We start from the raw sequence: 26,248 nt of genomic DNA on the forward strand, positions 1-26,248 counted from the left end.
TCCTCCTGGACGTCTCGTGAGTTTCCTACGCCCTTTCGCGTAGGCACTCGCTCTATTCTACTGGGTTTCTGGGTTATGTGCCACTTTGAGAGCCAGAACCCAGTCAGCGGTACACGATATTACCGCTGACTGGAGACACTGGCTAGCTTCAGCTAGTGGCGCGTGTCACTCGCCGCGCTGGGCCTTGATGATTTCTTCGGCGACGCTCTTCGGGACCTCGTCGTAGGAGTCCATCTCCATGGTAAACATGGCGCGACCCTGGGTCTTGGAGCGCAGATCGCCGATGTAGCCGAACATCTCGGACAGCGGGACCTTGGCGTCGATGACCTTGACGCCGATGGCGTCGGTCATGGACTGGATGTTGCCACGACGCTGGTTCAGATCGCCGATGACTTCGCCCATGTACTCTTCCGGAGTACGGACCTCGACCTTCATGATCGGTTCGAGGATGACCGGCTTAGCCTTCGGAGCAGCTTCCTTGAAGCACATGGAGCCTGCGAGCTTGAAGGCCATTTCGGAGGAATCGACCGGGTGCATCTGGCCGTCGGTGACGGTGGCCTTGACGCCCACAACCGGGAAGCCGGCGAGAATACCGGATTCCATGGCTTCCTTGACGCCAGCCTCGATGGACGGGATGAATTCCTGGGAAATGTGGCCACCGGTGACGGCGTTCTCGAATTCGAAGGTCTTGCCTTCGGTGGTGTCGAGCGGCTCGAAGTTCATCAGGACCTTTGCGAACTGGCCGGAACCACCAGTCTGCTTCTTGTGGGTGTAGCCCTGGTCCATGACGGCCTTGCGGATGGTCTCGCGGTAGGCAACCTGCGGCTTGCCCTGGTTGCACTCCACCTTGAACTCACGACGCATACGGTCGACGATGATGTCGAGCTGGAGCTCGCCCATACCTGCGATCAGGGTCTGGCCGGACTCTTCGTCGGTGGTGACCTGGAAGGTCGGATCCTCTTCGGCCAGCTTGGCCAGAGCGATGCCCATCTTCTCCTGGTCGGCCTTGGTCTTCGGCTCAACGGCCACCTGGATCACAGGATCCGGGAAGGTCATGGAGTCGAGGGTAATCGGCTCGTCGATGGCGCACAGGGTGTCACCGGTGGTGACGTTCTTCAGGCCCACGAAGGTGTAGATGTTGCCGGCATCGGCCACATCCATCGGGTTTTCCTTATCGGCGTGCATCTGGAAGATCTTGCCGATACGTTCCTTCTTCTCGCGGGTGGAGTCCAGCACGGTGTCGCCAGGCTTGACGGAACCGGAGTAGACGCGCACGAACACGAGCTTGCCGTAGAACGGGTGGGTGGAGATCTTGAAGACCAGAGCGGAGAACGGGTCGGTCTTGGTCGGCTTGCGGTCGATCTCGACGGACTCATCGCCCGGCTTGTAGCCCTTGATTGCCGGCACGTCTTCAGGAGACGGCAGGTAGTCGACGACGGCGTCCAGCATAGGCTGAACACCCTTGTCCTTGAAGGCGGAGCCGCAGAAGACCGGGAAGGCCTTGCGGGCGATCGTCAGCTGACGGATGCCGGCGCGGATCTCTTCCTTGGACAGCTCGCCTTCCTCGAAGAACTTGTTCATGAGGTCGTCGTTGGCTTCGGCAGCGGCTTCCACGAGCTTCTCGTGGTATTCCTCAGCCTTGTCCTTGAGATCGTCCGGGATCTCGGTGGTGTCGTACTTAGCGCCGAGGCCCTCGGTACCGTTCCAGACGTAGGCCTGCATCTCAACCAGGTCGACGACGCCGGCGAAGTCGTTCTCAGCGCCGATCGGCAGCTGCATCACGATCGGGTTTGCACCCAGCTTCTGCTTGATGGTGTCGACGGAGTAGTAGAAGTTGGCGCCCAGCTTATCCATCTTGTTGATGAAGCAGATACGCGGAACGCTGTACTTGTCAGCCTGACGCCACACGGTCTCAGACTGCGGCTCCACACCTTCCTTGCCGTCGAACACGGCAACGGCACCATCGAGCACACGCAGGGAGCGCTCCACCTCGGCCGTGAAGTCCACGTGGCCAGGGGTGTCGATGATGTTGATCTGGAACTTGTCCTTGGTGTCGTGAGTCTGACGGTTCCAGAAGCAGGTGGTAGCAGCAGACTGAATGGTGATGCCGCGTTCCTGCTCCTGAGCCATGAAGTCCATGGTGGCAGCGCCATCGTGAACCTCACCGATCTTGTAGCTCTTACCGGTGTAGAACAGAATTCGCTCGGTAGTGGTGGTCTTACCGGCATCGATGTGAGCCATGATGCCGATATTGCGGACGTCGTGAAGGTCCGAAATCTCTTGAGCCATCGTTATTCCTTATTCTCCTGGAATTAATTACCAGCGGTAATGAGCGAAGGCCTTGTTGGCCTCTGCCATCTTATGAGTATCCTCGCGACGCTTGACAGAAGCACCGAGGCCGTTGGAAGCGTCCAGAATCTCGTTGGCGAGACGCTCAGCCATGGTCTTCTCACGACGAGCACGGGAGAAGTCGGTCAGCCAGCGCAGAGACAGGGTGTTAGCGCGGTTCGGCTTGACCTCGACCGGCACCTGGTAGGTGGCGCCACCGACACGGCGGGAGCGAACCTCGAGGGACGGACGGATGTTGTCCAGGGCGCGCTTCAGAACAGCGACCGGCTCCTGGTCGGACTTCTCCTTGACCATGTCGAGAGCGGAGTACACGATGTCCTCGGCGATCGACTTCTTGCCGTCAAGCAGAATCTTGTTGATGAGCTGCGCCACCACGGTGGAACCGTAGATCGGATCGGGCAGCACGACGTGCTTCTTGGAAGGTCCCTTACGTGACATATCTCTTACTTCGCCTTCTTTGCTCCATACAGGGAACGACCCTGCTTACGGTCCTTGACGCCCTGGGTATCGAGTGCACCACGCACGATGTGGTAACGCACACCCGGCAGATCCTTCACACGGCCGCCGCGCACGAGCACGATGGAGTGCTCCTGCAGGTTGTGGCCTTCGCCCGGAATGTAGGCGGTGACTTCGATGCCGGAGGACAGGCGCACACGGGCAACCTTACGAAGAGCCGAGTTCGGCTTCTTCGGGGTGGTGGTGTAGACACGGGTGCACACGCCACGACGCAGCGGGCTTCCCTTCAGTGCCAAAGTCTTGGACTTCTTCGGCTTTGCCTGACGTCCCTTACGGACGAGCTGTTCAATAGTAGGCAACTTGAATTCTCCGATTCAGTGGTTTCTCTTACTTTCGTGTGACCGCCGCACTGCGCCCACACTTTTCACTGAATCGTTCCCGCGCGCACATAACTTCGCGCCTGACGAGTAGTCAAAAGTTAGCCCAGTCCACCGGCCCGATGGCCTTCCCGCCTCCCGCGTCCGCATTGCTGCGTGCGATCATCGGCTTGAAGGATATCCCAGCGCGCACACCTGTTACATAAGGTATGCCGTTGGCACACACGAATATCTATATTACGGATCGGCCAGACAACGACGCGCCGAATCAATCCACATCGACCAATGGACGGCTGGGATATGTGTTGTTCAACACGCTCAAGACCGTTCGGCCAAGTCTAGGGTCTCACAACGGATATCCCAACCATCCAGCTCCGCGTGGACTATGACATTCCCCACGATTCCACCCCAGACAGCAAGTGCCCCCGAGGAGTCTATGTCACTCGGGGGCACCGCCAAGGAGGAAACACCATTACCTGACTATCTATCACCTAATGAATTGTTGCCTGTTCGGTTGTTCTGTTTTGAAACCTCTTGCGGAACCGGCCTCTTCGCCGTTTCTCTTCACTGCTTTCCGCATTACAAATTATAGCAAAACCGCTCCTGCAAAACGCCCGATACATCAATCAGGAGTAAGCAGGAGCGGTTGTGGTCAATCAATCTGAAAAATGCAGCTATGTCTTTCCCGGACCAGTACCGAATCAGGCCTTGGCAGCAGCCTTGTCGGCATCGAAGGCATGCACGGAGTCGGCATCCTTAGCGGAGCCCTTTTCACCGTTATCGGAATCCCAGTGAATCTCGTGCTTGTCATCATGGTTGCGCCACCAGCTGGAGAGGATGGATCCGGAGATGTTGTGCCACACGGAGAAGAAGGTGGACGGCACAGCGGCGATCGGGTTGGAGGCGAAGGAAGCCAGAGCCAGGGTTGCACCCAGAGCGGAGTCCTGCATACCAACCTCGAAGGTGATGGCCTTCTGCTGAGCGTAACGGAAGCCCTTCGGGTAGATCTTGTACATCAGCTTGGAGAAGCCGAAGCCCAGAGCGTAACCGGAAAGGTTGTGCAGAATGACCACCGGGATTGCCATGAGGGAGGAAGCGACGAACAGCTTCGGGCCGTTGGCGGCAACCACAACGCCGATGATCAGGAGGATGGCGACCTGGGAGACGATCGGCAGAGCCACAGTAACCTTTTCAATCTTCTTGCCGAAGATCATGTGGCAGATCACACCAAGGGCGATCGGGAAGAGCACCACCTTGACGGCGTTGAGGAACAGGGACTCGACCGGCACGGTGACGTACTGGGAGGCCAGCCACTGCATCAGCAGCGGGATCATGAACGGAGCGCACAGGGTGGAGAGGATACCGATGGAGACGTCGAGAGCCACATCACCGCGGGACAGGTAGCTCATCACGTTGGAGGAAGTACCGGACGGGCAGCAGCCGACCAGAATCACACCGACGGCCAGAGCGCCATCGAGGCGGAAGATCCAGCACAGCAGCACGGCGATAAGCGGCATGATGACGAAGTGAGCGATGGTGCCGACGATGACCATCAGCGGCTGGGTAAGGATGCGCTTGAAGTCATCCAGAGACAGGGTCAGGCCCATGCCGAAGAGCACGATGCCCAGCATGTAGCCGGTGTAAGCCTTGCCCCACAGGCTGGCCTGTGGCACGAAGTAGTTAAACACGGCCCACACGATCACGATGACCGTGAACCACTTGGTCAGCCAATCGGCGAACGCTTTAACCTTTTCCATAGTGTTTTCTCTCTCTCATTTGGAAATGTCAAGGTACGAAACTAGGCCAGCAGAGGCGCAGACGAAACACAGTGTTCACATTGTGGGCGCGGTCACATTCGCATGGACTGATTGGACGCATCACCCATACAACACGGCAAATGATTTTTCATGTCGAAGCAAGCGGCTCTATCCACCACTGATCCTTGGTCATAATCCCCCTGCAACAAGTCGAGCGCGAACAGCGGAAAACCGTTGTTCTCCTATGCTCCCCACCAGAATCATTCCGCGCGACACACCGATGTACACAGTCCGAGAAATTCGTGTATAGTATCCATCTGTTGCGCAAAAGCAGTCTGCGATTGTGCTTCGATGGTGGCCATAGCTCAGTTGGTAGAGCATCTGATTGTGGTTCAGAAGGTCGCGCGTTCGAGCCGCGTTGGCCACCCCAGCACCCCTCCGGAAACGGAGGGGTTTTCGTTTTCCGAGCCATTATCCAGTCGATTCCTCGCGCAAATCACCAAAATCCTCACTATGTACGCGGCCGAACGAAGGTGCCGCATACATAGCGCCGTTTCACATGGCCAAACCCTCACTATGTACGCGACCTCATGGTTCCGCCGCATACATAACGCCGGTTTGAACCAGCTCAATACGTCATACGGCTCTGTATCAAACAAGCCAGCGTTGTAGACTCGGGGCTATTGCTCTACGAGAACCAAAAGAAGGATTCGCAATGCTGTCTTTCGAGAACGACTACTCCCGCGCCGCCCATCCGGCCGTGCTCGACGCCGTGGTGCGCGCCAATGAGCACCTGTATTCCGGCTACGGCTCAGATGAACTGACCGCCCAGGCCAAGGCCAAAATCCGCGAAGCCTGTGACTGCCCGAACGCCGATGTTTGGTTCTTGGTGGGCGGCACGCAAACCAATCAGGTGGTGATTGACACCATCACCCCGCCCTACGCCGGTGTGGTCACCGTGACTTCCGGCCACCCGAACGTGCACGAGGCCGGCGCCATCGAATTCAGCGGGCACAAGGTGCTGACGCTCCCCCATCACAACGGCAAGATGGATGCCGCCGAGCTCGACGAATTCTGCAAGACCTTCTACGCGGACGGCAATTACGAGCACATGGTCTTCCCCGGATGCGTGTATGTGTCGCAAAGCACCGAATACGGCACCATGTACAACAAGGCCGAGCTGGAGGCTCTTGCTGATGTGGCTCATACATACGATATGCCACTGTTTGTGGACGGCGCACGCCTCGGCTATGCACTGACCGCCACCGGCAGCGACCTGACGCTACCTGATTTGGCCCGCATAGCCGACGTGTTCTACATCGGCGGCACCAAGGTGGGTGCCTTGTTCGGCGAAGCTGTGGTATTCACCAAGAACAACACACCGAAGCATTTCCTCACGCAAATCAAGCAGCATGGTGCATTGCTGGCCAAGGGCTTTGTGCTGGGCGCGCAGTTCGATGCGCTGTTCACCGATGACCTGTACCTCAAGATCGCCCGCAACGCCAATGTTGCTGCCGATCGCATCCGCGAGGCACTCAAGACCAAGGGTTACCAGCTCGCCTTCGAGGCTCCGACCAATCAGATTTTCGTGACTCTCGACCAGCCGACCATCGACCGTCTTGTGCAACACGTCAAGCTCGGTTTCACCGAAAAAGCCGACGACACCCATACTGTGATGCGTATCTGCACCAGCTGGGCTACCACCAAGGAGGAAGTCGATCAGCTTATCGAGCTGCTGTAAACAGGCACACCAACAGCACATTGGCGCTAACGGAGCGGTGGTTGTAATGCACTGTGTGCTGGACCGTAAAGACTTGGTACGACCGGCCCGGAGCGTGTCCGGCGCACAGTGCAGCAAACCACCACGGCGGCCATTGAGCACTCAATCGCGTGAGGCTGTTCCCCGACTACTCCCCGATAGCCTCACGTTCCATATCCACAAATTTGTGGACCGAAGCCTCCACGGAATAATGTTCCTTAGTGTTCTCGGCATACTTGGCGCTCCATTCGGCGCGTTCCTTTTGATGCGCGATCCACCAATCAATGCGACGCGCCAGTAGAGCGGCGTCACGAACCGGGAACAACGACTCGTCCAACAGCGCAAACTGGCTGGCCGCCGACAGTTCCGATGCGGCAATTACCGGCACCAAACCGCAAGCCATCGCCTCAATTACGCTGACTGATTCGATATCCGCAATCGAACAGTGCACGAACAGATCGCCTGAGCGCAACAGCTGAGGCATCTCCGCATGCTTATGGAAGCCGATATCCGCCTTGCGAGCCAGCAAACGTCCAGCGCGGAAGGTCAGATAACGCCGGAGCGGGCCGGTGCCGGCAATCACCAGCTGGATATCCGCAGCATGGCGAGACATGGAAATAGCCTTGATCAGCGTAATCTGGTCTTTTTCCCGGGCTAAGCGGCCGGATGCGATGATGCGGAACGGGACCGGTACCGGAGCATATGGGTCCACCGGCGTTTGAGGAGTATAGACAGGCGAATATCCGTTGGAAATCACATGCAGCTTCGCCCGATAACCATGCGAGCGCAGCAACGATGCGGTCATTTCAGTCGGCACATGAATATGGTCGATGTTCTTGTACAGCCAATGCTTGAACAGCCAGTACAGGAAGTTGGAGACCCCAGGAATATGGCGCAGCGGGCCAGCCGAATACAATACGTTTTCAGGCTGCAGATGGAATCCCGCAGTCACCGGAATACCCATCTGCCGCGCGACTTTGGCGGCATGACGCCCGAATTTGAACGGCATGTAGATATGCACCACATCCACGCCCTGGAATGCCGTGCGAAACAGGGTGTCGCTGGGCTGTGCGAACTGCATCAACTGCTTGGAAGCCACCCACGAGACCAGCGGCACCTTGTTCACACGAGCGGGATATTCAGGAGCTCCAACGCCCACAAGCCGCACATGATGCCCCTGACGTTCCAGTTCCGCAGCCCATTGCAACGCCGAATTGGAGGTGCCGTTGCCTTGATTACCCACCGTATCCACTACCAAGGCAATGGTCAGCGGCCTGTCAATGCTTTCTTCACTTCCATTTTCACGCATTGCTTCATTGTAGGCATCAGCCATCATCATGAGGGCAACGCGCTGGATTTACACGCGACCTCAGGCCACCAATGGTGTGGCGCATCACAAATTGACTAATTAATGTAACGATTTAACGCAACGATTCCAAAGCTCGCCGAACACGTGCCACCGCCTGATACAAATCAGCGGTGTGCTTCAGCAGACTGATGCGCACCCAGCCTTCGCCGACCTTGCCGAAGCAGGAACCCGGCATCAGCGCGACGCCGGCGTTATGGAGCAGCCAACCAACGAAATCCGCTGACGTGCCATGGCCTTGAGGCACGCGGGCCCACGCGAACAATCCACCATGTGATTCAGCAACTTCCAAACCACTGCCGCGCAAGCCATCGCGCACCACTTCAAAACGATGCTGATATTGGGCCGCCAACTCCCCTACCGTGAACTGGTCGGAATTCAATGCCACGGCACCGGCATGCTGAATCACACTGGAAGCGAGTACAGCAGTCTGTCTGTGCACGGCTTTGGCCGCAGCCAGCACCTCGGCATTGCCTGCAATGAATCCACCGCGCCAGCCAGCCACCATGTACATCTTGGAAAGCGAACCCAGTTCCACAGCCACATCGAGCGCACCAGGAGTTTCCAATATGCTCAACGAGCGCGCTCCGCCGAATTCCAAACCGGCGTAAGCGAAATCATTGAGAATCACAAACCCATACTGCTTGGCAAGCCGCACAGCGGTCGCATACAGTTCAGGATTTGCCGCGGCACCGGTGGGATTGTTCGGGTAATTGAGAATCAGCAGTTTGGCGCGAGTCCATAATGCTGGATCAGCCGAATCCAAATCCGGCAGAAAACCATAGGACTCACTGGCGGGAATCGTCTCGAATCGGCCGCCAGCAACCGCCGTGGAACCTTCGTACTGCGGGTAATACGGATCTACAGCCACTACCGTGTCACCAGGATCGATTAACGCCTGAATCACGGTGGCGATGCCAACCGACGAGCCGGATGTGGCGAGTAATTCGGTGGCAGGATCTACGGCTACCCCGTGTTGTCGCTCATACCAGCCGGCAATGGCGTCAAGATACTGCGGCAGACCGTCAAATGGCGGGTAGCCGAATTCCGCAGGATCATGGGCAGCAGCTGCGAGCGCATCCTGCACGAACACAGGCGGCTGACCGTCAGGATTGCCTTTGCTTAAGTCGATGACGTCTTGTCCGGCGGCGATGGCGGCTGCAGCTCTCGCATCCGCTTCGGCAAAGGGATTGCCGGGAAGGTTGGCCGCTCGTTTGGAAATCAGTGCCGCGTTGTGCGCTGGCATGATGCATCACCCTCGCCCATCGTCACGCGGGAAGCGTTGTCGATGAGCCTCCCGCAGTTCCCCTCAAACGTTGGCCCGACCGCGCTGAACAAATCGGCCGGTGATTGCTAAGGTACGGGAGCTTTGTTTCCAATGCAACGGCGTGTCTATATGCAGTATTTATGGCAGGTTACAAACAGCAAAATTCGTGCGGCATGGCAGAATGTGGGGTATGACTGAGACTGCTGTGAATACTGTTGCCAACACTCCCTCTTCTTTTACTATCAATCGTCCTCTCGGCACTCCGCTGGGTAAGCATCCCACCCGTGTACTGTTTTTGGGTTCCGGCGAGCTGGGCAAGGAAGTCACCATCGAACTTATGCGTTTGGGCGCCTGGGTGTGCGCCGCTGACTCCTATGCCGGCGCTCCGGCTCAGCAGGTGGCACATGAGTACCGTGTGCTGGATATGGCGAATGCCGCCGAGCTGCAGACCCTGTTCGATGATGTGAAGCCAGACATTATTGTGCCGGAGGTTGAGGCCATTGCCACCGATGTGTTGGCGGGAGCGGCAGCTGCTGGCGCTCAGGTGGTGCCGAGCGCCGAGATTGCGGCAATCTGCATGGACCGCGAGCGCCTGCGCGTACTGGCTCATGAGGAGCTTGGCTTACCGACTACGCCATATCGTTTTGCAGGTTCTCTGGAGGAGCTGCGTGCCGGCGCTGTTGAAGTGGGTTATCCGTGCGTGGTAAAGCCGGTAATGAGCTCCTCCGGTCATGGTCAGTCCGTGGTACGTTCCGCGGATGCGATTGATGCGGCTTGGGTTGAAGCTCAGGAGGGCCGTCGTGCCGCTGATGAAGGCGATGTGTCCCGTGTGATCGTGGAGGCTTTGGCTCCGCTTGAGCGTGAGCTGACGGTGCTGACGGTGAGTTCTTCAGCCGGTATTGTGACCTGCGCGCCGATTGGTCAGCGTCAGGAATCCGGCGATTATCGCGAGTCCTGGCAGCCGGCCACATCTTCCGAAGCTGTTCTGGCGCAGGCTCAACTGATTGCTCGCGGTGCAGTTGAAGGGCTTGTGGCTCGCGCACGTCAGGCAGGTGAAACCGGTTGGGGCGTGTTTGGCGTGGAATTGTTCGTATTGACTGATGGCTCGGTGCTGTTTAATGAGGTCTCCCCCCGCCCGCACGACACGGGTATGGTGACGATGGCTTCACAGCGTTTAAGTGAGTTCGCCCTGCACGCGCGCGCAATCTTGGGCCTGCCGATTACCACTGATCATGTGGCTTTGACCTTGCCTGACGATGCTGTTGCCGCCAGCCACGCGATTGTGGTCGCAGGCGATGGTGAAGCTGAATTCACCAATCTGGCCGGTGCGTTGGCTGAGCCTGGTACTGATTTGCGTATCTTCGCTAAGCCGGAAGTGCATGGGCACCGCCGCATGGCGGTCGCACTGGCTATTGGCAGTGATGAAGCCAATGCGCGAGCCAAGGCAGGTAATGTTGCCGAAGCTTTGGAGATTACCGTTCGATAACCCGCTGGGTGTCAGCTATCGTTGATACCCTTTTACCGTTAGTTCACCCAGAATTCCACTCCTGAAAGGCGAGTTATGGAGAAGCTGGAAAAGCTCTACGAGGGCAAGGCCAAGCAACTGTACGCAACCGACGATCCCGACATCCTGTGGGTCGAATACAAGAACACCGCCACCGCTGGCGACGGTGAGAAGAAAGAGGACTTCACCGGCAAGGGCCGTCTGAACAACCTCATCACCACCATCATCTTCGACCTGCTCAAGGCTCGCGGCATCAACAGCCACCTCGTTAAGCGCGTGAACGACACCGCTCAGCTGGTGCGCAAGATGGATATGTTCCCGCTGGAGATCGTGCTGCGCAACACCGCCGCCGGCCACTTCTGCTCCCGTCTGGGCGTTGAGGAAGGCCTGCCGCTCAAGGAGCCGGTGCTCGAGTACTTCCTGAAGAATGATGATCTGCATGATCCGTTCGTGAACGATGATGATCTGGTGGCTCTGGGCGTGTGCACCCGTGAGGATCTCGCTGAGATCGCTCCGCTGGCCCGCAAGATCAACGAGGCGCTGATCGACATCTTCGCCAAGATCGACGTCAAGCTCGTGGACTTCAAGATCGAGATGGGTCGCGCTTCCGACGGCACGCTGCTGCTGGCCGACGAGATTACCCCGGATTCCTGCCGCCTGTGGGATCAGCGCGATCACTCCGGCAAGGTGGAGCACCTCGATAAGGATCTGTTCCGCCGCGGCCTGGGCTCCATCATCCCGGCTTACGAGGAGATTGAAGGCCGCCTGGCCGAGCTGGCCAAGTCCGAAGGCATCGAAGTCGCCTGATTTATCTATTTGGCTCCCCTCTGAAGAAGGGAGCCAAATTGTCTTTTTAACGATTGTTAGGAAAAGGAAAGGATTTCCATGGTTTTCCGCGTCTATGTGGAAAAGAAGCCCGGCTTTGACGTCGAAGCGCAGCAGCTCGCCGGCGAACTGCGCACCATTCTGGGTGTCACGGGCTTGAAGGGCCTGCGCATCGTCAACCGTTACGATGCCGAAGGCATTTCCGAAGACCTGTTCAACCAGACCGTGCCCACCGTGTTCAGCGAACCTCAGGTGGACAACGTCTCCTACGACCTGCCCGATTTCGGCTCGGACAAGGTGTTCGCCACCGAGTTTCTGCCCGGCCAGTTCGATCAACGCGCTGATTCCGCCGCCGAGTGCATCCAGCTCATCTCCCAGGGTGAGCGTCCGACCGTGCGCTCTGCCAAGGTGTACGCGCTCGAAGGCGATCTGACCGATGCCGATGTTGAGACCATCAAGCATTACGTCATCAACCCGGTTGAGGCCCGCGAGGCGAGCCTGGACACCAAGGAAACCCTGAAGACCCAGGTGCCGGTGCCCGGCAAGGTGGAAGTCATCAAGGGCTTTGACGAGATGGATGCCGAAGCCGGCCAGAAGTTCATCGACGAGCGCGGTCTCGCCATGGACCTCGCCGATCTGGAATTCTGCCAGAAGTACTTCGCCGAGGAGGGCCGTGAGCCTACGATCACCGAGATCAAGGTGATCGACACCTATTGGTCCGACCACTGCCGCCACACCACGTTCGGCACCGAACTGGACGACGTGAACATCGATGACGCCGTGGTTAAGGCTGCATTTGACCGTTATCTGGCAATGCGCCACGAGCTTGGCCGCGACGCCAAGCCGGTGTGCCTGATGGACATGGGCACCATCGGCGCCAAGTGGCTGAAGAAGAACGGCATCCTCACTGGCCTCGACGAGTCCGAGGAAATCAACGCCTGCACCGTCAAGGTCAAGGTTGATGTGAACGGCCACGATGAGGATTGGCTGTTCCTGTTCAAGAACGAGACCCACAACCATCCCACCGAAATCGAACCGTTCGGTGGTGCCGCCACCTGCATCGGCGGCTGCATCCGCGATCCACTGTCCGGCCGCTCCTACGTGTACCAGGCCATGCGCGTGACCGGTGCCGCCGATCCGACCGTTCCGGTCTCTGAGACCTTGGAAGGCAAGCTGCCACAGCGCAAGCTGGTGACCACCGCTGCCGCCGGCTACAGCTCCTATGGCAACCAGATTGGTCTGGCCACTGGCCAGGTGGATGAGATCTACCACCCGGGTTACGTAGCCAAGCGTATGGAGGTTGGCGCTGTGGTTGCCGCCACCCCGGCCGACCATGTACGCCGTGAGACCCCGGCTCCGGGCGACAAGATCATCCTGCTAGGTGGCCGCACCGGCCGCGACGGCATTGGTGGTGCCACCGGCGCTTCCAAGGCTCATAACGTGGAGTCTCTGGAGCTCGATGGCGCTGAGGTGCAGAAGGGTAACGCTCCGGTGGAGCGCAAGCTGCAGCGTCTATTCCGCCGTGGTGATGCCTGCCGTCTGATCAAGCGCTGCAACGATTTCGGTGCCGGCGGCGTGTCTGTGGCGGTCGGCGAGCTGGCTGACGGCCTGTACGTGGACCTGAACACCGTGCCGAAGAAGTACGAAGGACTGGACGGCACCGAGCTGGCCATCTCCGAATCCCAGGAACGTATGGCCGTGGACGTGGCCGCCGAGGATGTGGACGAGTTCCTCGGTTACGCCTGCGAGGAGAACCTCGAAGCCACCGTGATCGCCACCGTGACCGAGGATCCGCGCATGGTGATGACCTGGAACGGCGACGAGATCGTGAACCTCTCCCGCGAGTTCCTGGCCTCCAACGGTGCTTCCAAGCACCAGATCGTGCACGTCGAGGCTCAGCAGGCATACGCCGTGCCGTCCGAATGGACCACCGGTTCTCTCTCCGATCGTTTCCATGCTCTGGTGACCAACCTCAATGTGGCCTCCAACAAGGGTCTGTCCGAGCGTTTCGATTCCACCATCGGTGCCGGCACTGTGCTGATGCCGTTCGGCGGCGTCAAGCAGCTCACACCGAACGAGGCTATGGTGGCCAAGTTCCCGGTGTTCGGTGAGACCACCACTGCCTCCGCGATGGCTTGGGGCTTCAACCCGTACATCATGGAGAAGAACCAGTTCACCGGCGCTTACCTGTCCGTGGTCGAGTCGCTGGCCAAGCTGGTGGCCGCTGGCTTCGAACATGAGAAGGCATATCTGAGCTTCCAGGAGTACTTCGAGAAGCTGCGCGACGAGCCGGAACGTTGGGGCAAGCCGACCGCCGCCGTGCTTGGCGCTTTGATGGCTCAGGTTGATCTGGGCGCTGGCGCCATCGGCGGTAAGGATTCCATGTCCGGCTCCTTCGAGGATCTGGATGTGCCTCCGACGCTGATTTCCTTCGCTGTGGCCGTGGGCAACATGAAGCGCGCCACCTCCCCTGAGTTCAAGGGTGCTGGCCACCGCATCGTGCGTATCGCACCGCGTTACTTGGCCGATGGCTTGACTCCGGACAAGGATGCGCTGCTTGAGGCCTTCACACTGGTCGAGGAGCTCACCGACTTCCACACGGCTCTGGCTGTTTCCACTCCGGGTTACGGCGGCACTGCCGAGGCCCTGTTCAAGATGACCGTAGGCAACGGCATCGGCGTGGACCTGAACGATGGCATCACCGCCGACGATCTGTTCGCCCCGGCTTATGGCTCGTTCATTGTGGAGCTCAAGGACAACGAGAAGGTTCCGGCCGTCTCCAACCTGGTTGAGGTGAGCGAAATCGGTGTGACCACCGAAGCGTACGCATTCAGCGCCGCCGGCGAGACCATCGACTTGGCCGAGCTGCAGAACGCTTGGGAGGGTGGCATCGAGTCCGTGTTCCCGTACCGTTCCAAGGGTGCTGAGAAGGGCCAGACTGTGGAGACCGTCGACTTCCATGCTGAGACCGCTGGCGTGAAGAAGACCGTGTACACGGGTGCCGGCGTGGCCAAGCCGCGTGTCATCATCCCGGTGTTCCCGGGCAACAACTGCGAATACGATTCCGCCGCCGCCTTCGAGCGTGCCGGTGCCGAAGCCCACACGCTGGTGATCAACAACCTGACCCCGGCTGCCGTGGCTGAATCCACCGCCGCTCTGGTCGAGGAGATTAACAAAAGCCAGATCGTGATGATTCCTGGTGGCTTCTCCGGTGGCGATGAGCCGGATGGTTCCGCCAAGTTCATCACCGCGTTCTTCCGCGCTCCGGCCGTGACCGAGGCCGTGCGCGACCTGCTGAAGAACCGCGATGGCCTGATGCTCGGCATCTGCAACGGCTTCCAGGCTCTCATCAAGCTAGGTCTGGTACCGTTCGGCGACATCGTGCCGATGACCGCTGAATGCCCGACGCTGACGTTCAACACCATCGGCCGCCACCAGAGCCGTCTGGTGCGCACGCGCGTGGCCTCCGACCTGTCCCCGTGGCTGGCCAAGACCTCCGTAGGTGATGTGCATACCGTGGCCATCTCCCACGGTGAGGGCCGTTTCGTGGCCTCCGACGAGGTGCTGGCTCAGCTCAAGGCCAATGGCCAGATTGCCACCCAGTACGTGAACGAGGCGGGCGTGCCCGGCATGGACCTCGATGTGAACCCGAACGGTTCGCTCCTGGCCATTGAAGGCATCACCAGCCCGGACGGCCGCGTGTTCGGCAAGATGGGCCACTCCGAGCGTTCCGGCAACGGCCTGTACGTGAACGTGCCCGGCGACAAGTACCAGCCGATCTTCGAGGCCGGCGTGGAATACTTCGCCGCATGATTGTTCATCCACTAGACGCAATCGAATAAATCTAGTATCGGGGAGGTCTTCGGACCTCCCCTTTCTTGTAGTTGTTGAAACTTCTGATCAGTCATAGCGACCATAAGATAGCTGGTATGAACACATCGACCAAGCAGCTCACTCATGTGGAACATGAGTTCGGACCAGTGTGGAACAGCGAATCGAGAATCCTGATTCTCGGGTCAATGCCAAGCCCGAAATCTCGCGAAGCAGCGTTCTATTACATGCATCCGCGCAATCGGTTCTGGCCGGTGATGGAAGCATTGTTCGCCGAACCCACTGATCTGACCGATCGTGCCGGAGATACCCCGGAATCTCGCTGCGATTTTGCCTTGCAGCACGGCATTGCTCTGTGGGATGTCATCGCCTCCTGCGATATCACCGGAGCGAGCGACGCAAGTATTCGCAACGCCATACCCAACGACTTGGTTCCGATGCTGCATAGCACTCCGATATCGCATATTTTCACTACCGGCGCGAAAGCCGCACAGCTGTATCGCAAACTGATTGCACCGAATCTGGCCGCCGCCGGCATCGATATTGGCATGACACCGCTGCCGTCCACCAGTCCGGCCAATGCTGCGATGCGTTTGCCGGACCTGATCGCTGCTTATCGTAATGCCTTTCGCGCCGCCGGCGTATCAGTGAACATGAGATGAGCTAGTCCGGCAAATCCTTGCAAATTCCAGTAAGCCTCGGCTCACAGGATTGGCTCAGGAGTAGATTGGGTAGCATGACTCAGCCAACTGTGATTGACAACAATGGTTATGCAACTGTACTTACTGGCGGTTTTGGAAGTATCCGCGGCTCAAATTGCCCAGGTATAGAAACATTGGAGATTTTTGTCTCGACAGCAAACGATGGCAACAGCGCTCCTTCTGTCGCACTTCACAAAGCGGGCGTGCTGGCCGACGTGCCCTCCCCCACGTGGATCGAGCGTGATGGTGATCGGCTATACGCCGTATTGGAAGACACCAATGAGGTGGCCGCATTCCACATTGATGTTCTGGAGGCTATTGGTCAGGGCGCCCACACTGCTGCCGGGCTCCATCTCACCGAGCTTTCTCGCGTGGCAGCGCAGGGTGAAAGCCCCACTCACGCTGTAATTGCCGTTGATGATCTTGGAGCAAAACATCTGATTGTGGCCAACTACGCGGATGGGCATGTCTGCGTGTATCCGATCGCCGACAATGGGGCGGTACTTGATGCCGCACAGGTTATGGCAGGTGAAGGTCATGGCCCGCTGCCTGCTCAGGAAGGACCTCATGCGCATTGGATTCTTCCTCTGCCGGATGGCCGTGTGTTATCTACTGATTTGGGTGCGGACCGCATTTATGTGCATCACTGGGAGTCCGGCCAATTGATGCGTGACAGTGCTGTACAGCTGGCGCCCGGCACCGGCCCGCGCGATATACATCTACTGCCGGTAGCCGACAACACCACTGCGCACGACTGGCGCGTGGCGGTAGTCGGCGAGTGGGGCAATACGGTCACATTGCTTGGCCCTGCTGCCGACGCAGACACACCTATCGATATCCAGGTATTGCAAACCATTGAGCTAGGCGGAGATCCGATCGACCAGGCGGCATCACTGGCTTTTGTGCCTCGGCGTTCGCTGCGGTCTGATGACGCTGCGGCAAGCGAGATTTCAGGAGTTGCTTATGTTGGACTTCGCGGTTCGGAACGCATCGTGGCGTTGGGTTGGGATGGAGAACAGCTGCATCGTTTGGCTCCAACCAGTGAACATAGCTGGCAGGGCCGAGGCATTGATTGTGGCGGCAGTCGCCCACGCCATATTCTGCCGCTCGGCAATCTACTGTTGGTAGCGAATGAGGTTTCCAATAATGTGACCGTATTCCAGCTTGATACAGATGGCATGCCAACCCGCGTTGCGGACCTGTCTTCCGGCTCGCCCACCGTATTCGTGCAGCTCTAGCGCTATCGGTCCGCTGCAGCACCGTTGCGAGTTCCCAGCAATCCGGTGTTGAACGGTTTGCTGAAAGCTGTTCAACACCGAATTGCCAGAAGGCGACACACTCAGATCTTCTTCACGGATCATTCTCGGGATTGCGACACGGCTATTGGCACGCGATTTGCGTTCAAGTGTGGTTGAACTGTTTCAATGTGAATTGTTAACGCTCACGGGAATACCGTGATATTATCGATAAATGGCATGTGCGAGCATGGAAAGCCTACCGCAAACCATGGGCCGCACCTACACAGCAACGAAGGAGCAACAATGAAGTATCGCAGCGTTGGCAAGTCCGGTCTGAAAATCAGCGAGGTTGCACTGGGCAGCTGGGTCACCGACCTCAAAGGCACCGCTGCCGAGGACGTGGCCAAGCAGACCGTGAAGCTGGCTTATGACAGCGGCGTCAACTTCTTCGATTGCGCCGATGCCTACTCAGGCGGCGCAGCGGAGCGATTCCTCGGCGAAGTGCTGAAGGAATACCCACGCAAGGAACTGGTGATCTCCAGCAAGGTCTTCTTCCCCACCGGCGAAGGCGTGAATGATCGCGGGCTTTCCCGCAAGCACATCTTCGAAAGCATCGACCAGACCTTGAAGAACATGCAGCTCGATTATCTGGACATGTACTTCTGCCACCGTTTCGACGAGACCACCGACCTGACCGAAACCCTTCGCGCCATGAGCGACCTCGTAGCCCAAGGCAAGGTGCTCTACTACGGCGTTTCCGAAGAGTGGGGCTCCGCTCGTCTGGAAGAGGCACAGCGCATCATCGACCGCTACAACCTCTACCCGATCACCGTGGTTCAGCCGCAGTACAACCTGAACGACCGTTACATCGAGCATGAGATCATGGGCACCTGCCGCAAGCTCGGCATCGGTATCACTACGTTCTCCCCGCTCGCCCAGGGCCTCTTGACCGGCAAGTACCGCAAGGGTCAGCCGCTGCCGGCCGGCTCCCGCGCCACCTGGCAGTCCGACCACCAGATCAACGACCTGCTGACCGATGAGAACCTCGACAAGGTCGAGCAGCTGCGCAAGGTGGCCGACGAGCTCGGCACCAACCTGCCAATTCTCTCGATGGCCTGGATCCTGCAGCACCCGGAAATCAGCTGCGTCATCGCCGGCGCCTCCAAGCCGAGCCAGCTGGAGAACAACATGAAGGCCTCCGGCTTCGAGATTCCGGCTGACGCCATGGCCGAAATCGACAAGATCACCGGCTTCCACCGCTTCGAGCGTCACGTGGGCTGACAGCCCGCCGCATTACGCGCCGAAATCGCTATCGCCTTGCGCTTCCGCCACGGCGATGGCGGTTTCGGCGCTTTTTGCCGTCTGCTCGAGCACCTGCTCATATCCCGTTAGCGCCGCAAACGGCATGAACTGCGCAGCGCGTTTGCTTCGCAGCATCTGCGGATGTCTGCGCGACACATGGTGAGGCATGTTGATGATGTCATCATATTCGTGGGTTTCCTTCAATGTCATGCGCGATGGCCTCCGATTTGTCCATTACGTTCTATGCCGGTAGCCCCTTTCTCCATATTCATGGCTTTCACCACGGCGTTTTTGCCGAAACGTTGTTTGATATCGAGCAGCGTTTGCTCAATGGTTCCGCCACGCTCAGTCCGATCGTCTGCATCAGCACCAACCTGTACCGGCATTACGGTATCGACTTCCCGGCATTGCCCCGGCTCCGCATTGGTTTCGAGGCCCGGTCCCGTTTGTTCGAACAGATCAAGCTGCTCATATCGCTTACCAGCCGCAAGTTCTGTCGGTGTGGCTATATCATCGGCAATCACCGTGATGCGCCGCACCAATAGCAACGGGTTCGCAATGCGCTCAAAGAGCAACGCCATTGCTTTGCGAATATGTTCCGCGGATGCTGTGTAATCCTCTAATCCAATGGAGCCGACCGCAGGCTTGGGCACTTTTCGCCCATAATGGTCATAGGCGACCGGCCCTTTATATTCCTTGGCCGCACGAGACGCCAACGCCCGCATGACAGAATCCTCGCAATCATCGAGCTTTCGTGCATCAAGACTGCCGATGTCATAGCCGACAACCAGCGTGAGTCGATTGGTTTTGACCCCTTTGCCCACCAAATCAAGCGCGAGCGCATCCGCCATCTCCTTAGTGATCAACTGAGCCGTGCGAAACACAGCCGGCCCAGTCAACACCTGACCGATGCTGGTACTGTGCGCCTCCGGCTCATAGGCCTTGATATCCGCAATCGTGCACGGCTCCCAGCCCCACGCATGATCGATAAGCAGCTCCGCGTTCACGCCGAACATGCGGTACAGCAGATCCTCGTTGTAATAATCCGACGCACGGCCTATGGAACACCGCGCGATATCACCCATGGTCAGTAACCCGATTTTCTCCAGCTTGCGCGCATAACCGCGCCCCACCCGCCAGAAATCCTTCAACGGGCGATGATTCCATAGCAATCGTCGGTATGACATCTCATCCAGTTCGGCGACGCGCACGCCATCCCCATCGGCAGGCATATGCTTGGCCACGATATCCATCGCCACTTTGGCCAGATACATATTGGTGCCGATGCCCGCCGTAGCCGTGATACCGGTTTCGGCAAGAATGTCCCGCACAATGGACCTGGCCATCTCATGCGGCGTCATACGCAACGCACGTAGATATGGCGTGGCGTCGATGAACACTTCGTCAATCGAGTAGACATGAATGTCTTCAGGCGCAGCATATTTCAGATAAATGCCGTAAATTCGGCCGCTGACCTCCATATAGTGCGCCATGCGTGGAGGCGCGATAAGCATGGTGGCTTTCAGTCTTGGATCAGCAGCCAGTTCGCGAGCGCGATATGACTCACCCACAAGCCGGCCACCTGGGGCATGAACCGCTCGCTCCATATTGACTTGAGCCAACCGCTGCTTGGCTTCGAATAAACGAGGCCGCCCAGGAATGCCGTACGCCTTCAGCGACGGAGAGACGGCCAAACAAATGGTCTTATCAGTGCGGGTTTCATCCGCCACCACCAGATGCGTGGTCAGCGGGTCCAGTCTTCGCGCCGCACATTCCACGGAGGCATAGAAGGACTTCAGATCAATGGCCAGATATATATGGTCATGCCGGGCACCCATGCCTACACCTCCTTCCATCAACAGCAGTTTCCATCATAGCAAAATAGTCGAACATTTGTTCGATGCACTGCAGCGAATCATTCTCAATAAGAACCGTGCAAGAATTCGAAATCCCCAATCGAACACGCCGCTTCGATAAACCAAGGTATGCAGCCGTTATGCAATATGTGCGATTGTGCGAATCCGTTCGGTTTCCTCGCACAAATCGCCCGGCGCGTCAATCACTGCGGGAAGCCACGGTAATGTAGCCGCCGATTGGTAGGGTTAACAGGTAGTGAATCCCCCTGCTTGAAAAGGAGCTTTGGCTTGTCGGCTGAACTCGAAGACATTCATGAGGAATGTGGCATCTTCGGCGTATGGGGCCATCCCGACGCCGCCCGACTCACCTATTTCGGCCTGCACGCACTGCAACACCGCGGCCAGGAAGGTGCCGGCATTGTCTCCAACGATCACGGCCGTCTCATCGGACACCGCGGACTCGGTCTGCTCACCCAGGTGTTCAGCGACGAGCGTGAAATCGAACGCTTGAAGGGCAATCGCGCCATTGGCCATGTGCGTTACGCCACGGCCGGCTCCGGCACCACGGACAACATCCAGCCGTTCATCTTCCGTTTCCATGATGGCGATGTGGCCCTGTGCCACAACGGCAATCTGACGAATTGCCCGTCGCTTCGCCGCAAGCTTGAAGACGAAGGCGCGATCTTCCATTCGAATTCCGATACCGAAGTGCTCATGCACCTGATCCGCCGCTCCCTCCAGCGCACCTTCATGGACAAGCTCAAGGAGGCCCTGAACACGGTGCACGGCGGTTTCGCCTACCTGCTGATGACCGAAGACGCCATGATCGGCGCCCTCGACCCGAACGGCTTCCGCCCGCTCTCCCTCGGCAAGATGAAGAACGGCGCGTATGTGCTCGCTTCCGAAACCTGTGCCTTGGACGTTGTCGGCGCCGAACTGGTACGCAACATTCGCCCGGGTGAAATCGTGGTGGTCAGCGACCACGGCTACAAGATCATTCAGTACACCAACAACACGCAGCTGGCCATCTGCTCGATGGAATACATCTACTTCGCCCGCCCGGATTCCGATATCTACGGCGTCAACGTGCATTCCGCCCGCAAGCGTATGGGCGCACGTCTGGCCGCCGAATCCCCGGTGGATGCCGACATGGTCATCGGCGTGCCGAATTCCTCCCTTTCCGCCGCCTCCGGCTATGCGGAAGCCGCCGGACTGCCCAACGAAATGGGTCTGATTAAGAACCAGTACGTGGCCCGCACCTTCATCCAGCCCACGCAGGAGCTGCGCGAACAAGGCGTGCGCATGAAGCTTTCCGCCGTGCGCGGCGTAGTCAAGGGCAAGCGCGTCATCGTCATCGATGATTCCATCGTGCGCGGCACCACCTCCAAGCGCATCGTGCAGTTGCTCAAGGAAGCCGGTGCGGCTGAAGTGCACATGCGTATCAGCTCCCCGCCGCTCAAGTACCCCTGCTTCTACGGCATCGACATCTCCACTACGAAGGAACTCATCGCCGCCAAGATGAGCGTGGAAGAAATCCGCGACTACATCGGCGCCGACTCTTTGGCCTACCTTTCCCTCGACGGATTGGTGGAATCCATCGGCCTGAACGCCGACGCACCCTATGGTGGTCTGTGCGTGGCCTACTTCAATGGCGACTACCCCACCGCTCTCGATGATTATGAGGCCGACTTCCTGAAGTCGCTCACTCCGGAAGACCGCGTTCGTCTGCCTGAATTCGCACTGTACAAGAGCAAGTACATCGGCAACGAATACAACACCGTGCAGCCCGAAAACGAATAGAACAACAGCAAACAGCTCAAGCCCAAATACGTATAAAGAAAGGCCCTTTCATGCCAAAAGCATATGAAAACGCCGGCGTTAGCGTCGAAGCCGGATACGAAGTCGTCAAGCGCATCAAGTCCCATGTGGCTCGCACCAACCGCCCTGGCGTGGTGGGCGGCATCGGCGGCTTCGGCGGCCTGTTCGACCTCGCTTCCCTGGGTTACAAGGAGCCGGTGCTGATTTCCGGCACTGATGGCGTAGGCACCAAGCTTATGGTGGCGAAGATGGTCGGCAAGCACAACACCATCGGCATCGACTGCGTGGCCATGTGTGTCAATGACATCGCCGCTCAGGGCGCTGAACCGCTGTTCTTCCTCGACTACATCGCCTGCGGCAAGAACGATCCGGCCCTGCTGGAGCAGGTCGTGGCCGGCGTGGCCGATGGCTGCGTTCAGGCCGGTTCCGCACTGGTCGGCGGCGAAACCGCTGAAATGCCAGGCATGTACGACGAAGATGAATACGATCTGGCCGGTTTCTCCGTGGGCGTGGCAGAAAAGTCCGCCATTGTGGACGGCTCCACCATCGCCGAAGGCGACACCCTGATCGGCCTGCCTTCCACCGGCGTGCACTCCAACGGCTTCTCCCTGGTGCGCAAGGCCCTGTTCGAGCAGGCCGGCTACACCGTGGACACCGAACTGGATGAGCTCGGCGGCGAAAAGCTCGGCGACGTGCTGCTGACCCCGACCAAGATCTACGTGAAGGCCCTCTCCCCGCTGTTCAAGGCCGGAGTGGTCAAGGGCGTGGCTCACATCACCGGCGGCGGTTTCATCGAGAACGTGCCGCGTATGATTCCGGATGGCCTCGCCGCCGAAATCAACCTCGGCTCCTGGCCTGTGCTGCCAATCTTCAACGTGTTGGAGAAGGCCGGCGACATCGATCACAAGGAGATGTACAACATCTTCAACATGGGCATCGGCATGGTGCTCGCCGTTCCGGCGGAGCGCGCCGACGAAACCCTGAAGCTGCTCGAATCCAACGGTGAGACCGGCTACGTGATCGGTCAAATCACCAAGGACACCGACGGCACGCAGATCACGCTTAAGTAACGTTTAGCAATTCGCATTTTGGCTCCCCTCACTTGATGGGGAGCCAACTCATTGGAAAGGACAATCATGGGTCAGAAAGTTCTCGTCATCGGCTCCGGCGCACGCGAACACACCATTGCGTACACACTGCTCAAGTCCCCCAGCGTTGATGAGGTTACTGTCGCTCCGGGCAACCCGGGCATGGCCAAGGACGGCATCCACATCACTCAGCTGAGCCAGTCCAACCATGCCGCGCTCATCGATTTCGTACAGCAAAACAACTACGACTGGGTCTTCGTCGGCCCGGAAGTGCCGCTGATCGAAGGCATCGTGGATGACTTTGCCGCAGCAGGCATCAAGGCATTCGGCCCGAGCAAGGCCGCCGCACAGATTGAAGGCTCCAAGGACTTCGCCAAGCAGCTCATGGAGCGTCACAACATCCCCACCGCCAAGTACCAGACCTTCAGCGATCTGGAGCTCGCCAAGGACTATGTGAACGAGCATGGCGCCCCGATCGTCATCAAGGCTGACGGCCTGGCAGCCGGCAAAGGCGTGACCGTGGCCATGGACCTACACACCGCCATCCGCGCTCTTGAAGACATCTTCGTCGACCACCGTTTCGGCTCCGCCGGCGCCAAGGTGGTTATCGAGGACTTCCTCGAGGGTCAGGAATTCTCCCTGATGAGCTTCGTCAACGGCACTGAATTCTGGCCGATGCCAATCTCCCAGGATCACAAGCGCGCCTACGACGGCGACGAGGGTCCGAACACCGGCGGCATGGGTGCTTACAGCCCGGTCCCGCAGATTCCGCAGTCTGTAATCGACGAGGCCATCGAGAAGATCGTGCGCCCCACCGTCGAAGGCATGGCCGAGGAAGGCACCCCGTTCACCGGCATCCTCTACGCCGGCCTAATCGCCACCGCCGATGGCCCGAAGGTCATCGAGTTCAACGCCCGCTTCGGCGACCCGGAAACCGAAGTCGTGCTTCCGAAGCTCACCTCTGATTTCGGCGCCGGCATCAACGCCATCCTGAACGGCGGTACCCCCGAATTCACTTGGAATGAATCCAACGCCACTCTTGGCGTGGTGCTCGCCTCCAAAGGCTACCCGGAGAATGTGATCAAGGGTGCCCGCGTGCCCGAAATCGATGTCGACGAGGATTCCCACGTCTTCTACGCCGGCGTCGTCTCCGACGGCAAGGGTGGTCTTGTGGCCAACTCCGGCCGCGTACTGCTCGTCGAAACTTCCGCCCCGGACATCAAGTCCGCACAGGACAAGGTCTATGCGATTATCGACAAGCTCGAACTTCGTGGCTTGTTCTACCGCCACGATATCGGCTTCAAAGCCCTGAAGTAGCAGAAGCAGCACATCTGCTGCGTTGCGGTCTCGTCGACGTACTTTCGTACGCCTTCCTCGACGCGCCTTGCAGCTGCACTACTTCTGCTACTTCAGGAACCTGAATGTGTGATGATGGAGCGTCCTCACACATTCAGCAAGCTGAAGTAAAAAGCACACATGGATTTGCCCCTGTGCCTACGAAAACTGATAGGTACAGGGGCAAAGCTATAGTTAGTGGCAGTTTGTCCGGAAGGAATTATTGCACTTTATGCTGAATATCAATCGCACCGGTAAATTCGCCGCTGTCGCTGCCTGCGTTGCAGCTTTCGCTCTTCCGATGGGTATTGTTCCTATGGCCACCGCTGCTGAAGCAACTTCCAACACGGTAGCTTCCTCACGCGCATTTCCTGCGGTCAAGACCACCCGCCATATCACCGTCGGCGTGGAATCCACTTCCACCGACGCCTCTGGTGATTGGGGTGACGTTGAATCCCTGAATGTGCCGCAGACCAAGTCTCAGGCGGAGAAAGATGCGGAAGCCAAGGCAAAAGCCGAGTCTGAGGCTCAGGCAGCGGCATCCGCAGCTGCGAGCCGCAGCGCTTCTCGTTCTTCCCTTACCACTACGAGCACCTCTACGGCCACTGCGGATGCCCCGGTCTCCGGTAACGCTTCCGACTTGGTGGCTTATGCACTACAGTTCCAAGGCGCTCCATACGTGTACGGCGGCACCACTCCTAGCGGCTGGGATTGCTCCGGCTTCACCTCGTATGTATTCGCCCACTTCGGCATTACCTTGCCTCGCATCGCCGCCAACCAGGGTTCGGCTGGCACGCGAGTCTCCACTCCCCAGATTGGCGATTTGATGGTCAGCTCCACTCATGCTGGCATCTACATTGGCAACGGCATGATGATTCACGCAATGAACCCGGCTCAGGGCACGCAGGTCACTCCGGTGATGAGCGGCATGACTTATTACCGAGTGCTGCAATAACATTTCTACGCGTATATACCGTATAGCCGTATAGCAAAGGGGGTTGCTGCTAGTGGTTCATCCACTCGGCGGCAACCCCCTTTGCTATACCTGTTGTGGCATTATGAGCCGTAAAACCTACCGCAATCCACAAAACCGTTGAAAATCCTCGATTTTTTACAGAATCAGGCAGATTTTTTGCCGTTCGGCATAAGAGCATGGTTTACGGTCTGTCGGTTTGACCGGTGTATGGATACACAATTGCAACAGTCGGCATCAACATCCGTCGAAGACAACGGGGATGTTCGCAGTGAGTTCCTGCGCAACAAGGCCATCGTCAACACAATCCTCTCGGACGTGCCGTTCGCGGAAGCGAGCCGACGATATGGGGTGACGCGCCAGTGGGCGCACGAGCTGAAGCGCCGATGCGAACGGGAGGTCGAACGGATCGTCGCGATTCGACGGGAACTGATTGTCAAGGGTTT

19 protein-coding genes and 1 tRNA gene are annotated in these 26,248 nt (G+C 58.3%); 12 read left to right on the forward strand and 8 right to left on the reverse strand.

Annotated features, from left to right (window positions below; all coding sequences use genetic code 11):
- Window positions 1-165: 165 nt before the first annotated feature.
- The 4 genes from fusA to CSQ86_RS07150 all read right to left on the reverse strand — a co-directional run bounded on the left by fusA (window position 166) and on the right by CSQ86_RS07150 (window position 4,939).
- Entirely contained in the window at window positions 166-2,289 is a 2,124-nt protein-coding gene (gene fusA / locus CSQ86_RS07135) for an elongation factor G (RefSeq protein WP_100494427.1), read from the reverse strand.
- A gap of 27 nt (window positions 2,290-2,316) precedes the next feature.
- On the reverse strand, window positions 2,317-2,787 hold the full coding sequence (gene rpsG / locus CSQ86_RS07140; RefSeq protein ID WP_003828652.1) for a 30S ribosomal protein S7: 471 nt from the start codon (window positions 2,785-2,787) through the stop codon (window positions 2,317-2,319).
- 5 nt (window positions 2,788-2,792) lie between these two features.
- Window positions 2,793-3,164, reverse strand: a complete 372-nt coding sequence (rpsL, locus tag CSQ86_RS07145) for a 30S ribosomal protein S12 (RefSeq protein WP_003813881.1) — start codon at window positions 3,162-3,164, stop codon at window positions 2,793-2,795.
- A 719-nt stretch (window positions 3,165-3,883) separates the two neighbouring features.
- Complete coding sequence (locus CSQ86_RS07150; protein WP_100494428.1) at window positions 3,884-4,939, reverse strand: bile acid:sodium symporter family protein; 1,056 nt, start codon at window positions 4,937-4,939, stop codon at window positions 3,884-3,886.
- A gap of 354 nt (window positions 4,940-5,293) precedes the next feature.
- Here CSQ86_RS07150 and CSQ86_RS07155 point away from each other — a divergent pair.
- A tRNA-His gene (locus CSQ86_RS07155) sits at window positions 5,294-5,369 on the forward strand.
- 285 nt (window positions 5,370-5,654) lie between these two features.
- Complete coding sequence (locus CSQ86_RS07160) at window positions 5,655-6,680, forward strand: threonine aldolase family protein (protein WP_100494429.1); 1,026 nt, start codon at window positions 5,655-5,657, stop codon at window positions 6,678-6,680.
- A gap of 166 nt (window positions 6,681-6,846) precedes the next feature.
- Here CSQ86_RS07160 and CSQ86_RS07165 read toward each other — a convergent pair whose 3' ends face one another.
- Together CSQ86_RS07165 and CSQ86_RS07170 are read right to left on the reverse strand one after the other, a co-directional pair.
- The gene (locus tag CSQ86_RS07165; RefSeq protein WP_100494430.1) at window positions 6,847-8,007 is read right to left on the reverse strand and encodes a glycosyltransferase; all 1,161 of its coding nucleotides are present in this window, start codon (window positions 8,005-8,007) and stop codon (window positions 6,847-6,849) included.
- Between the two features lie 112 nt (window positions 8,008-8,119).
- Entirely contained in the window at window positions 8,120-9,310 is a 1,191-nt protein-coding gene (locus CSQ86_RS07170) for a pyridoxal phosphate-dependent aminotransferase (RefSeq protein WP_100494431.1), read from the reverse strand.
- A gap of 211 nt (window positions 9,311-9,521) precedes the next feature.
- Between CSQ86_RS07170 and purT the strand changes: the two genes are divergently transcribed.
- From purT to CSQ86_RS07200, 6 genes are all read left to right on the forward strand, one after another.
- A complete protein-coding gene (gene purT, locus CSQ86_RS07175; protein WP_100494432.1) occupies window positions 9,522-10,817 on the forward strand; it encodes a formate-dependent phosphoribosylglycinamide formyltransferase in 1,296 nt (431 codons plus the stop codon).
- Between the two features lie 75 nt (window positions 10,818-10,892).
- Window positions 10,893-11,642 (forward strand): phosphoribosylaminoimidazolesuccinocarboxamide synthase, encoded by a 750-nt coding sequence (gene purC, locus CSQ86_RS07180; RefSeq protein WP_100494433.1) that lies wholly within the window; start codon window positions 10,893-10,895, stop codon window positions 11,640-11,642.
- Window positions 11,643-11,720: 78 nt separating this feature from the next.
- Complete coding sequence (locus CSQ86_RS07185; RefSeq protein WP_100494434.1) at window positions 11,721-15,473, forward strand: phosphoribosylformylglycinamidine synthase; 3,753 nt, start codon at window positions 11,721-11,723, stop codon at window positions 15,471-15,473.
- Window positions 15,474-15,589: 116 nt separating this feature from the next.
- A complete protein-coding gene (locus CSQ86_RS07190) occupies window positions 15,590-16,153 on the forward strand; it encodes a DNA-deoxyinosine glycosylase (protein ID WP_100494435.1) in 564 nt (187 codons plus the stop codon).
- 74 nt (window positions 16,154-16,227) lie between these two features.
- Complete coding sequence (locus CSQ86_RS07195; protein WP_100494436.1) at window positions 16,228-17,430, forward strand: lactonase family protein; 1,203 nt, start codon at window positions 16,228-16,230, stop codon at window positions 17,428-17,430.
- Window positions 17,431-17,733: 303 nt separating this feature from the next.
- Complete coding sequence (locus tag CSQ86_RS07200; protein ID WP_100494437.1) at window positions 17,734-18,711, forward strand: aldo/keto reductase family protein; 978 nt, start codon at window positions 17,734-17,736, stop codon at window positions 18,709-18,711.
- Between the two features lie 12 nt (window positions 18,712-18,723).
- Here CSQ86_RS07200 and CSQ86_RS07205 read toward each other — a convergent pair whose 3' ends face one another.
- The gene (locus tag CSQ86_RS07205) at window positions 18,724-18,942 is read right to left on the reverse strand and encodes a hypothetical protein (protein ID WP_100494438.1); all 219 of its coding nucleotides are present in this window, start codon (window positions 18,940-18,942) and stop codon (window positions 18,724-18,726) included.
- On the reverse strand, window positions 18,939-20,570 hold the full coding sequence (locus CSQ86_RS07210) for a Y-family DNA polymerase (RefSeq protein WP_243387705.1): 1,632 nt from the start codon (window positions 20,568-20,570) through the stop codon (window positions 18,939-18,941). The genes CSQ86_RS07205 and CSQ86_RS07210 overlap by 4 nt, the downstream gene beginning before the upstream one ends.
- 306 nt (window positions 20,571-20,876) lie before the next feature.
- Here CSQ86_RS07210 and purF point away from each other — a divergent pair, with 306 nt between their 5' ends.
- The 4 genes from purF to CSQ86_RS07230 all read left to right on the forward strand — a co-directional run bounded on the left by purF (window position 20,877) and on the right by CSQ86_RS07230 (window position 25,784).
- Window positions 20,877-22,388, forward strand: coding sequence for an amidophosphoribosyltransferase (gene purF, locus CSQ86_RS07215; RefSeq protein WP_100494440.1), 1,512 nt, complete (start codon window positions 20,877-20,879; stop codon window positions 22,386-22,388).
- A gap of 50 nt (window positions 22,389-22,438) precedes the next feature.
- Complete coding sequence (purM, locus tag CSQ86_RS07220) at window positions 22,439-23,476, forward strand: phosphoribosylformylglycinamidine cyclo-ligase (protein ID WP_100494441.1); 1,038 nt, start codon at window positions 22,439-22,441, stop codon at window positions 23,474-23,476.
- A gap of 66 nt (window positions 23,477-23,542) precedes the next feature.
- The gene (gene purD / locus CSQ86_RS07225) at window positions 23,543-24,811 is read left to right on the forward strand and encodes a phosphoribosylamine--glycine ligase (RefSeq protein ID WP_100494442.1); all 1,269 of its coding nucleotides are present in this window, start codon (window positions 23,543-23,545) and stop codon (window positions 24,809-24,811) included.
- Between the two features lie 250 nt (window positions 24,812-25,061).
- Window positions 25,062-25,784 (forward strand): C40 family peptidase, encoded by a 723-nt coding sequence (locus CSQ86_RS07230; RefSeq protein ID WP_243387707.1) that lies wholly within the window; start codon window positions 25,062-25,064, stop codon window positions 25,782-25,784.
- The last annotated feature ends 464 nt before the right edge of the window (window positions 25,785-26,248 follow it).

It is taken from the genome of Bifidobacterium felsineum, assembly GCF_002802915.1.
Taxonomy (GTDB): domain Bacteria; phylum Actinomycetota; class Actinomycetes; order Actinomycetales; family Bifidobacteriaceae; genus Bifidobacterium; species Bifidobacterium felsineum.

Bases quoted from the DNA above. Each gene is read 5' to 3' on its own strand.
- CSQ86_RS07210 (WP_243387705.1), bottom strand. From the start codon at position 20,570: ATGGGTGCCCGGCATGACCATATATATCTGGCCATTGATCTGAAGTCC.
- CSQ86_RS07205 (WP_100494438.1), bottom strand. From the start codon at position 18,942: ATGACATTGAAGGAAACCCACGAATATGATGACATCATCAACATGCCT.
- CSQ86_RS07185 (WP_100494434.1), top strand. From the start codon at position 11,721: ATGGTTTTCCGCGTCTATGTGGAAAAGAAGCCCGGCTTTGACGTCGAA.
- CSQ86_RS07195 (WP_100494436.1), top strand. From the start codon at position 16,228: ATGACTCAGCCAACTGTGATTGACAACAATGGTTATGCAACTGTACTT.
- purC (WP_100494433.1), top strand. From the start codon at position 10,893: ATGGAGAAGCTGGAAAAGCTCTACGAGGGCAAGGCCAAGCAACTGTAC.
- CSQ86_RS07150 (WP_100494428.1), bottom strand. From the start codon at position 4,939: ATGGAAAAGGTTAAAGCGTTCGCCGATTGGCTGACCAAGTGGTTCACG.
- purT (WP_100494432.1), top strand. From the start codon at position 9,522: ATGACTGAGACTGCTGTGAATACTGTTGCCAACACTCCCTCTTCTTTT.
- CSQ86_RS07230 (WP_243387707.1), top strand. From the start codon at position 25,062: ATGCTGAATATCAATCGCACCGGTAAATTCGCCGCTGTCGCTGCCTGC.
- purM (WP_100494441.1), top strand. From the start codon at position 22,439: ATGCCAAAAGCATATGAAAACGCCGGCGTTAGCGTCGAAGCCGGATAC.
- CSQ86_RS07160 (WP_100494429.1), top strand. From the start codon at position 5,655: ATGCTGTCTTTCGAGAACGACTACTCCCGCGCCGCCCATCCGGCCGTG.
- CSQ86_RS07165 (WP_100494430.1), bottom strand. From the start codon at position 8,007: ATGCGTGAAAATGGAAGTGAAGAAAGCATTGACAGGCCGCTGACCATT.
- fusA (WP_100494427.1), bottom strand. From the start codon at position 2,289: ATGGCTCAAGAGATTTCGGACCTTCACGACGTCCGCAATATCGGCATC.
- CSQ86_RS07200 (WP_100494437.1), top strand. From the start codon at position 17,734: ATGAAGTATCGCAGCGTTGGCAAGTCCGGTCTGAAAATCAGCGAGGTT.
- rpsG (WP_003828652.1), bottom strand. From the start codon at position 2,787: ATGTCACGTAAGGGACCTTCCAAGAAGCACGTCGTGCTGCCCGATCCG.
- CSQ86_RS07190 (WP_100494435.1), top strand. From the start codon at position 15,590: ATGAACACATCGACCAAGCAGCTCACTCATGTGGAACATGAGTTCGGA.
- purD (WP_100494442.1), top strand. From the start codon at position 23,543: ATGGGTCAGAAAGTTCTCGTCATCGGCTCCGGCGCACGCGAACACACC.
- CSQ86_RS07170 (WP_100494431.1), bottom strand. From the start codon at position 9,310: ATGCCAGCGCACAACGCGGCACTGATTTCCAAACGAGCGGCCAACCTT.